The organism is Acidithiobacillus ferriphilus (genome assembly GCF_018854775.1).
Taxonomy (GTDB): Bacteria; Pseudomonadota; Gammaproteobacteria; order Acidithiobacillales; family Acidithiobacillaceae; genus Acidithiobacillus; species Acidithiobacillus ferriphilus.
On record NZ_JAAZTY010000186.1, the window covers coordinates 1 to 8,216 of the forward strand.

The 8,216-nt window shown below is 49.8% G+C and carries 9 protein-coding genes; 6 read left to right on the top strand and 3 right to left on the bottom strand.

The features are described 5' to 3' along the window. The 3 genes from HF921_RS11740 to HF921_RS11750 form a co-directional block, all read left to right on the top strand. The coding region (locus tag HF921_RS11740; protein WP_404813119.1) for an MFS transporter at positions 1-771 on the top strand (771 nt) is incomplete at its 5' end. Between the two features lie 288 nt (positions 772-1,059). After that, positions 1,060-1,587: a hypothetical protein gene (locus HF921_RS11745; protein WP_064218440.1), complete on the top strand. Its 528-nt coding sequence runs from the start codon at positions 1,060-1,062 to the stop codon at positions 1,585-1,587. Positions 1,588-1,778: 191 nt separating this feature from the next. Further along, positions 1,779-2,423: a prolyl hydroxylase family protein gene (locus HF921_RS11750; RefSeq protein WP_064218439.1), complete on the top strand. Its 645-nt coding sequence runs from the start codon at positions 1,779-1,781 to the stop codon at positions 2,421-2,423. Between the two features lie 22 nt (positions 2,424-2,445). Here the strand turns inward: HF921_RS11750 and HF921_RS11755 are convergent, their stop codons facing one another. Both HF921_RS11755 and HF921_RS11760 read right to left on the bottom strand, forming a co-directional pair. Then, positions 2,446-3,021: a response regulator transcription factor gene (locus HF921_RS11755; RefSeq protein ID WP_064218438.1), complete on the bottom strand. Its 576-nt coding sequence runs from the start codon at positions 3,019-3,021 to the stop codon at positions 2,446-2,448. Next, positions 3,021-4,304, bottom strand: a complete 1,284-nt coding sequence (locus HF921_RS11760; RefSeq protein WP_226834559.1) for an ATP-binding protein — start codon at positions 4,302-4,304, stop codon at positions 3,021-3,023. The genes HF921_RS11755 and HF921_RS11760 overlap by 1 nt, the downstream gene beginning before the upstream one ends. 429 nt (positions 4,305-4,733) lie before the next feature. Between HF921_RS11760 and traD the strand changes: the two genes are divergently transcribed. After that, positions 4,734-5,066: a conjugal transfer protein TraD gene (gene traD, locus HF921_RS11765; RefSeq protein WP_064218436.1), complete on the top strand. Its 333-nt coding sequence runs from the start codon at positions 4,734-4,736 to the stop codon at positions 5,064-5,066. A gap of 269 nt (positions 5,067-5,335) precedes the next feature. Here the strand turns inward: traD and HF921_RS11770 are convergent, their stop codons facing one another. Further along, entirely contained in the window at positions 5,336-5,740 is a 405-nt protein-coding gene (locus HF921_RS11770) for a hypothetical protein (protein ID WP_064218435.1), read from the bottom strand. A gap of 451 nt (positions 5,741-6,191) precedes the next feature. Between HF921_RS11770 and HF921_RS11775 the strand changes: the two genes are divergently transcribed. Both HF921_RS11775 and HF921_RS11780 read left to right on the top strand, forming a co-directional pair. Then, positions 6,192-7,007, top strand: coding sequence for a hypothetical protein (locus tag HF921_RS11775; RefSeq protein ID WP_064218443.1), 816 nt, complete (start codon positions 6,192-6,194; stop codon positions 7,005-7,007). 551 nt (positions 7,008-7,558) lie between these two features. Further along, positions 7,559-8,216, top strand: a 658-nt coding sequence (locus HF921_RS11780; protein WP_215893864.1) for a cytochrome c biogenesis protein ResB, incomplete at its 3' end; no start/stop codon positions are given.

Here is an 8,216-nt window from a genome sequence, read left to right on the forward strand (position 1 = left end):
GCTTATGTGCTGGGTATGGCCTTAGGCCCGGTATTTTATGGTGTATGGGGTCTGACGGGCGTTTTTTTGGTCGCCGCTGCACTCGGTGTTCTCGCGCTCTTTCCGCTGTGGAAAGTCATCCCCCCCATACCGCAGGACCATCAGCAGCGCATGGGCGGTTGGCGGGATGCGCTAAGGATGTTCAAACATCCATCGGTACTCACCGCCAGTATTGGCATTTTCATTCTACAGATGGTGCTTGGCGCCAGCTTTGTGGTGCTCTCCCCGGAACTGGTCAACGCCATGCACATTCCCGATGCCGCCGTTTGGGAGGTCTATCTGCCGGTGATGTTGCTCTCGGTGGCGGCCATGATCTATCCGGTCATTTATGCGGAAAGGAACAAACAGCACGGACAGATGCTGGTCTTCAGCGGCCTCGCCATTGCGGCGGGCGCTCTGATCATGGGACTGCTGGCCGGGCGGTTCTGGCCGGTGGCTATTGGTGCGGTCATCTTCTTTGTGGGCTACAACATCGCCTCTGCCATTCTGCCCTCCATGATGAGCCGCAGTACCAAGCCGGAACAGCGGGGGGCGGCCAGTGGGGTCTACTCGCTGATGCAGTTCCTAGGGATCTTCGTAGGTGGTGTGGTCGGTGGCTGGGGCTTGGGAATAGCGGGCGAGAAAGGCGTTTTTTATATCCTCGCCAGCGTTGGATTGCTTCTCGCCCTGCAAAGTTGGAATGGTAAACGGGTGGCGTTATTGCTGAAGCCGGATTATTTCCAGAAGTTATAAAATGAGCCGGCCCCATGCTATCGAGGAAGTCTTTGGCGTGAAATTTCGCGCTATATATTTTGGCATGCATGATAAGATGATAATGGCTGTGCATTGTTAGGCGATCTTTAATGTATGCACTCAGTCTGATTTTGCGTCCTTCGAGGTGCCTTCCGGTGCTGCGGTAATAACTGGCGGCGGTAATAAAGAATGCTGCCGTAGTATTGCTATATGGGCGTATGACAGATTTCATAATTGTGTATTTCTCTTGATTATGATTTGGCAGTCATATGAAGAACAGGAGTTGTTATGACGAAAATGTTTCGATTGGTAATGCTTACGTTGGCACTGGCTGCGCCAGGAATGGCACAAGGTGCGGCCGTCACCCAGATGGAATCGTTTTATGACTGTATCTTACCACCGACTCTGGCGGTTTATCATGATGCGATCGTTGCCTCTGGTCATGTCGCCAGAGATGTGAGCTTTTATCAAAATAAGAAGCCGGGGGCATCCTTTAATGAAGGTAGTTGGCTGTATGCGCTGTATGCCAAAAAAAATCTGTCGCGGTGCAAGCTCCCAACAGACCCGGAGGACGCAAAGAAATCCTTATCTATTGCTAAGGCGGCTGGGGCGATAATAGATGGATACATATCATTTACATGGTCCCCAACACGGTTTAGGCTGGCCAAAGAGTGGCCCAACATAAAGTCAGGATATGACAAAATAAGAACCACAATAGGTAATGAGTACTACAAGATTAGCGTTCCTAAAGGAGTTATAAATACGGATGGCAAGTATGACGCGATGATCCACATGCGGATGGCTCAGATGCAATGAAAAAAGCACCATCCTACGTTTATGATCTATAAAGGGCATCGCCAACGCGTGCCTGCCGGTAATGTGAGCGCCGGTTGTATTGTGCTCTCTCCTATGGATTGGCATGCTACTAGAGCAGCAACAATACCGCCGGGTGCTCACAGCAGCGTTCCCGAATTGATTCCAGACATGTTTTTAAGTAGGGAAATGATATGGCAGTAAAGATACTTTCCGTGAATGATACTATTGGATTGGTGCACTTCAGCGGACTTTTAAGCCCTGAAGAATGCACCGAGTTGATTGCTGCTGGTGAATCATCCAATGCGAAACCTTCGGAGGTGATATATGATGTTTCTGATGTTTCATATGAAACATCAGGGCGCCGCAGTACAGTGGCATCGCCATCGGTTGATAGGTATCCGATAATTAAAGCGGTGCGGCGCCGTATTTCATTATTTATTGGGGTTGCAGAGGAAAACCAAGAGCCGCTACAAGTCCTGCATTATACTCGTGGCGGAAAATATGATATACATTACGATTCCTTTTTAGAAGGGTCCCCACAATTGGAGAACGGCGGGAATCGGATGTTAACGGTTCTGCTATACTTGAACGATGTGGAACAGGGTGGGTGGACTCAATTTCCACATATTATGGCTAATATAGTGCCCAGCGTGGGTACTGGTATTTTATTTAGGAATATAGATGCGCAGAACCTCCAGTTAAGAGAGTCGTTGCACGCGGGGTTACCAGTTATCGATGGAGAAAAATGGATTGCCAGTATTTGGATAAGAGAAAAAGCATATGTAGCAGCGTTACCTGCTGATCGGAAGGATGAAATTTCCCGTAGAACATTATGATGTCCAGTGTTGTCCCGCGCGCTCAGTGCCGTACGGGGCGTTTATTCAGCTTGCGTTGTAAAGATCGCCGATGTATTCCCAAGCAGCGGGCTGCGGCAGATATATTGCCATTGCACGTCATCAGTACTTTGCTGATATGTTCCCATTCCAACCTGCGTGCCGACAATAAATCGTTTTTAACCGGCGCGGCAGGGTTGCCATTATGCTCGTTTAGTCTGGCTATTATCTCATCTGCATCTGCTGGCTTCGTCAGATAATAGACCGCTCCGAGTTTTATGGCCTCAATCGCCGTTGCGATACTGGCGTAGCCGGTTAGAACAAGGATCCTGATATCCGGGATAATATTCCTTAACGGCGTTATCAACTCTAATCCAGAAATTCCGGGCATTCGAAGGTCCAGAACTACAGCGTCCGGCAGATATTTTTCTGCAACAGTAATTGTATCTGCGGTATCATGCACCGTGCATACCCTGAAACCACGCCGGGAAAAGGCAGTTGATAAAACTCGACAAAATGTTATGTCGTCGTCTACCACCATAATGTTAGAGACCGAAGGGGTATCTATATCTGCGCTGTTTTCTGTGTTTCCGTCTGACATTAGCTATTGATACTACTTATGAGTAATGAGGTTAATGGAAGTATGACGCGAGTGCATGAGCCACCGCCCTGCCGATTGAACAATGATACACTTCCACCTAGGCGAGTTATAACAGTAGTGGCCAGGAAGAGTCCCAACCCAAGGCCACCCTCTTTTTTAGAGAAAACAGGTTGCCCGGCATTCTTGATTACCTCTGGGCTTACTCCGTGTCCAAGATCGCAAACGTCAATAACAATATTGTGATCGCTACAGTGTATATCTACCTCGACATGCTCTGGTGACTCATCGGCAGCATTATTGAAAATATTGGTTAGCGCCTGAGTTAGCGTATGCTCCGCAACGATTTTTGCAGCGCCTCCAGGCCCATCGGAGTGCAGTGTGACATTGATACCAGGGCGGGCAGCTCCCCACTTGCTAACAACCTCGCTCAGGTATTCTTCAAGATGCAGCTGGCAGCCACTGGATGCTTGCAGTTGACCAGTAGATGCTGACATGGTGCTTAGGATACGTTTACACCGCTGTAGCTGATCATACAATATGCCCAAACCTTCAGATAGATCATGAGTTTCTTTATAGTCTTGCTGCAGGTCTTTAGTTATTATCGTCATGGTGGCAAGCGGTGTTCCTAATTCATGAGCAACGCCAGCGGCCAGCGCACCTAAGTCAACAACACGATCCATCGCCATTTTTTCTTCACGAGCACGCGCAATCGCTTGATCCCGTTCATGCAGGCTGTCGCCCATCCTTTTGACGAAATAGCTGATAATGCCAGCAATCATAACAAATTCAAACCACATCCCCCATATATGCAGTTTCATTTCATAGGTCGCAAGAGCATGCAATGGTAATGGTATATAAAAAGCCATCAATCCTGAATAACAAGTTACTGTAATCACGGCCATGGACCAGCAATATATCTCCGGGAGGGTGGTTACTGCAATCACTAAGGGCAACAGTAGTAAGGCGACAAATGGATTCGTGGGACCACCTGAGAAGTATAGAAATGCCACTAGAATGGCAACATCTGCCAATAACTGCACAAAGAATTCTTTATTAGTTATGGGCCATCGCAGGGTAAGGCGTGCAATGCTTGCAATTGTTATTGCAAACTCTATGATGATCACTGTAGCTAATTGCCATATAGGCATATGCCATTTAAGAATGATTGCAATTATGGCTATAATCATGCATTGGCCGATGATGGCCAGCCCGCGTAATAGGAGAACACGCCGCATATTAAAGGCGTGCGGCGACATCGGCTGTTTAGCTGGATACGTGTTCAACAAGACACCCTGGGCAACCGGGCAACGAACTTCATAAAAATGTCCTATTATTCACAAAAGATACCAAAAATATCCTGATGGGTCGGGTTGAAAAGCCGATAATTCTAACGGATGGTGATGAAGCGCATTATGCTGCGCAGCATAGCGCTCCACCGCGGTGAAAAGCAAGACAGTCTGTTCGCGTGGCCTTCTTGTCAGGTAGCAGGGCACCTCCATAGACTTTTGTGCTGGACTCCTCGGCAGGGTGGACTACATTTGTGTGGCGACGAAGACATTTCCATTGCCCAACGGTAAGCAAGATATTACGATCTAACATAGCGGGTTCCCTACAGTTGCAAGGGGTGAGGGGTTGGTGAATCTTTGAATGCGCCTAATTGATGTCATCAATGGGAGAAAATTAACTTTTCACAAGGCACAAGGAGGGCTCATATGACATCCCAGGCAGAAAACGCGAAAATACGACGTCTCGCGGCTCTGGAATCTGCGAGAAGAGCCAAAGAGACGCTCATCAGTATCCGCAAAAAACAGAATCGTAAAAAGAAACTTGCCGAATCTAAGAACCGCAATCACAAACGATTCATGCTCGGTAGCCTGATAGAGATGGCAGGAATCCTGGAAATCGATGAAGATACACTCTTGGGTGGCCTTATGGCACTGGCTAAGACCTTGAATGATCCCGCTAAAAGCGCTACTACCGCGCTCTGGAAACAACATGGGGCTGCTATGTTGGTGCAACATGAAGCCACACGTCTCAAAAAATAAAGTAACCGAATGCAAGAAGCAACCCGATATGTGGTTACCCCCCTGGACGACAAGACGTTGCGTATGGATGCAACTTTCACGTGCTTACGTACTTAAATTTTGAATGCTGAGATGTTGCAAATGTGATTGCCGGACTCTGACAACGACACACCCACCATGGCGGCGGTGGCATTGCCTCGCTGCATGATGGGCTCCGTGTTGTCACGCTGGTCGGGATGCCGCCAGCCCAGGTCGGCGTTATGCTGACCCACAGGGTGGTTGGGCGATTTTCAGGGCTTGGACCCGACCGGCAGAATCAGTACCTCCAGGATCTTTTCCGTTTTTGCATCGATAGAAACAGTGTACATCAGACCTTCGCGACTAACGTCTACAACATAGTGCAGACCGCTACCGCCGGAGGCTTTTGCCAACTTCATGCCAGTGACCTTGGCAGTGTTCGGGGGGCAGGTCTGCTTGGCGATGGTGGGTGCCTGTAGGGGGTGAAAAAAACCCTTGCTCAAGCGGAATCCACAAGGCCTACTGGCGTTCATGGCGATGGCCTCTGCTTTGTTTGGACTGATGCGTGCCTGCTTGGCGTACTGCTGACCCTCATAGGCCCAAGAGGCGGTGCTGCTTCCCAGCCCGACGGTGCCGACGAGTAAAGCGATAACGAGACGGCGTGACGTGGATTTCATGATACCTCCTTAGTTTGTCTATTTGGTATATAACGTCATCCTTTTCATTGGTTGGTAAATGCGGGATCAGCCTACCACCCAAAGTTAGTATAGTAGGAAAGTTTCCAACGTAAAGGGGGATTTGCAGATTTCCGCGAAAGCCGCAAAAGCCTTTCGAGACGTGCGGAATTGCGGTGGAGCCTGGATGGATGCAAGCTTCGCCCAGGACGGGGTGGCTGACGCTCTCCGGTTTGTGTGAAGACGGTGCGCGTGCTATAAAAAGGGGTCATGCGGTGCATGGCCGCCGCCCATGGCAGCTTAGATACTGTTAAGGTACCGCCCCCGTTCGGAGGGCGTTCACATGGTATATACGCGCAAGGCGAAGCAGGGCGATAGGTCCAAACCTGGAGACATGGGCGCGGTCTGTGGGAGGCGGGCATGCCAATGAGTAGAGGAGGGTAGGCGGTTGATCATGAATCGTTTCATTGTGGCCGTGTCGCTATGGGTATGGGCCGGGAGTGCGCTGGCTGTGCCGCTCACGCTCTTTGGTGTTCCCTTGCAGAATGCAACACGCGCCAGCTTGACGCCCGCTTTACAGAAAGCGGGCCTTCCCTGCACCCTGAACGGCCCCCAGCAATGGTTCGATACCTATCGGATAAACGGGCAGGTGCCCCGCTTGCAAGGCGCAAGTAAGTTTTCGGTGGAGTATGACAAAGATAACCGTTTTGCTTTTGCCGAGTATAAATTCCCCAGCTTCAACGACACCGGGCAGGTCCAGAATATTATCACCATGGTTGGGTACAAGTATGGACAGCCCAGCAGCATCATCGGTGACATCAAGCACGGGCCGATCACGGCACGCTGGAAAGAGGGCGGTGGCATGGAGGTCAAGGTCTGGCGGGGCTGGCCGGTAACCACTACGTACATGGATTTGGAGAATGTCGCTATTGTTCATGCGATGCGTGCAGCAGCATTCACTGATATGCGCGATCCATTGCCTGCCCGAATGGATAATGCCGACCCTATCAATGAAAACAAGGTATGGCAGCCTCCATCACCGGTGGAGGAAATCGCGCAGACGAACAACCAAACCTTTCCAGCGCTATTGGAATGGGGAGTAATCGCATTTTTTGCCGTGCCTGCTCTGGGGATGGTTATCTTTGGTCACTTCCTTTCCAGAGTGACTCGTATCCCTCGTTTCAGCGTGGCTGCGCGCGTTTTTTTTGCTAAGGTAAGTCAGTTTATTCGCCAGCCAGGATGGTTTTTGAAGGGAGGAAATGGGCGTTAATCGTGACATCTGGGCTTCTTTAATCTTGGGCACTGACCCGAAAATAAGGGTCGCAGTATATATCTTTCGTGTTCCCGCGCAGCCATCGCAATAGATTTGGTGTGATTTATGCCGAGGCAACCATTGATCCGCATATTATCAATATTATGTCGCTATCCACTATGAACGTGCGCGGCCTGCTTCTGAGCCTTTGTGCTGCGTCCTTCTCCTTCCATTACGAGCATGATGTGGGCGTCGAGGGGCGATAAGCATAACGTTAAATTAAGCTGCTCTGATATTGCAAAGGTATGAGATGTTTGACACCGTGGTAGCGCTGAACCAGCATCTACAGCCAACAAAACCCTCATCCTTCTCGGGCCGGCAATCACCGTGCATTGACGACAGACTTGATTGCCATAGGCGCATATGGTATAAAACTGGTTTGAAAGTCGATGTTAAGGATATGGCGATAATGCGTGGTCTGAATCCCGTAAATATGCTTCTACAGTCATCCATGATGGATGACCCACTGCGGTTGCGTGATTTAAACGCTTTTATCAGAGGGGGCCGGTTTGACTAAGCAGAGCTCCGTCGGTGTCATAAATTACTCGAGAGCCCGCTTAGTAGTAAACTTTCTTGGTTCAATGAGGTTGGCTGTTAGTCTGCTGGTGTTATTGGCGATTGCCTCTGTTATTGGGACGATTTTGAATCAGCAACAACCCTACGAGGACTATGCGTTAAAGTTTGGCCCGTTCTGGTTTGATGTTTTTCGCGATCTTGGTTTATACAATGTTTACCGGACGAATTGGTATCTGGCTATTGTGGGTTTTCTCGTCTTGTCCACCAGCACCTGCCTGATCCGAAATACACCGCGCATGATCAGGGAAATGCGCGAGCCGGATACGGCCATGGCATCGGCATATGACCCGCAGGGTATGGCCAATAAGACGGAAATCGTTTCGTCGTTGCCCATGGACTCTGCGACACAAATGGTGGTGGCCGTTCTGCGTGGACGCGGCTATCGGCCGAAGTTGCACGACCGTGGTGACGGCGGTATGGTCATTCTTGGCCGCAAGGGTCGCTATAGCCGCATTGGCTATATCTTAACGCATGCGGCGATTATCGTGTTTTGTGCGGCAGCCCTTTATAACGCGGATATTCCCGTGAAACTGGCCATGCTGACAGGTTCCACGCAACCGGAAAACAACTTTCACATTCCGCTGTCGAAAG